The organism is Vibrio sp. 03_296, from assembly GCF_002265885.1.
The window spans coordinates 1-1,356 of the sequence record NZ_NPKW01000798.1; the positions used below are offsets into that span (position 1 = coordinate 1).

Genomic DNA, 1,356 nt, shown 5'->3' on the forward strand with positions numbered 1-1,356 from the left:
GGGTAAAACAGAGCGCACTCGTTTAACGGTTATCAGTGATTGAGAACCGAACACGATACAGGTACATTAGTGCGAGCGAACTATTTTTCCGTTGTATTGAGTGGTAAAGGAAGAGACCAAGATGCCAGAAAACATCTGTATTGTTAGTCGGTTTTTTTTGATTTTTCTTGGCTCGTTTGTGCAAACAGCAATTGGCTTTGGTTTAGCCATTGTTTCGGCACCCTTGCTGATTATGGTTGCTCCAGAATATGTACCAGCGCCTATCTGTCTAGTGGCACTGTTTATCTCCATTCTCAATGCGTTCAAGCACAAAAGCAGTGTTGAGATTGGCGGCCTAAAAATGGCGATTGATCGGTCGAGTGCCAGGCTCGATTGCAGGCGGGGCTTTATTGGTGATYGGTCAGCACCAATGTATTGGCCTTGTGGATCGGCATACTGGTATTGTTTGCTGTGGCGGTAAGTTTGCTGCCATTTCGCATCGAACCCACTCCCAATTGCGTATGACGAATAGCGGGTTTCTTTTCTGGCCTATTTGGTACAAGTTCAGGTATCGGTGGGCCGCCAATGGCATTGTTGCTTCAGCACCAAGAAGCGAATCAGTTACGCGGTAATCTTTCAGCGTTTTTTGTTTTTAGCTCGTTGATATCACTTCTCATCCAGATCCCAGCTGGTTTCTTCACCCTGTATCACCTAAAATCACGTTACCTTTAATTCCGGCAGCTTGGCTGGGTTACAAGTTGGCCCTATTAACGACAGCAAGCTTACCAAAAGAGCAGATCCGTATCGGTGCTTTAACCCTTTGTGGTTTAAGTGGCATTGGCGCGGTTTGGTCAAAGTTTTTAATGTACTAGGTTTCATTTACATAAAATAAACAAATAGTTTCATATAAAATTAGTTTTATATTTTCCAATACCCTAGCTATGTTTATAGAGTTGGCTGGGCGTGCTTTTGGTTCCAAATCGGCATTTGTCGAATATAAATTAGAAAACCAAGTGCTCCCAAAATAAACAGATCTTGGCTATCGGGTAGATAGGGGGAGCTATGAATCTAGGCTTTAAATCGCGTATTTATTCCAGCGTGGCGTTGTTGGTTGCCTTATCTTTAGGCATCTTGGGGACGCTAAATATCATTTCTTTAAAGAAAAGATGGTCTCATCTTTGATTTCTGAAACTCAGAATAAACTCAATTATCACGTTGATGAACTGCAACATGCGGTGACGACACAGCTTAAAGCGGTTGAGTTAGGGGCGCGTCATTTTAATGCACAGCTCAGCGACGAGCAGAATGTTAATCTTGTGCGCCTTCTGGCTGAGAGTGCCAGTGTATTCGAAGGCATCATCATGGCCTATGAAGATG

General features: G+C 43.5%; 2 pseudogenes. Both read left to right on the forward strand.

Annotated features, from left to right (window positions below):
• Positions 1–121 precede the first annotated feature (121 nt).
• Positions 122–851 (forward strand): annotated as a pseudogene (locus CIK04_RS27960) (sulfite exporter TauE/SafE family protein).
• A gap of 306 nt (positions 852–1,157) precedes the next feature.
• A pseudogene (locus tag CIK04_RS34520) lies at positions 1,158–1,356 on the forward strand (methyl-accepting chemotaxis protein); the annotation flags it as partial.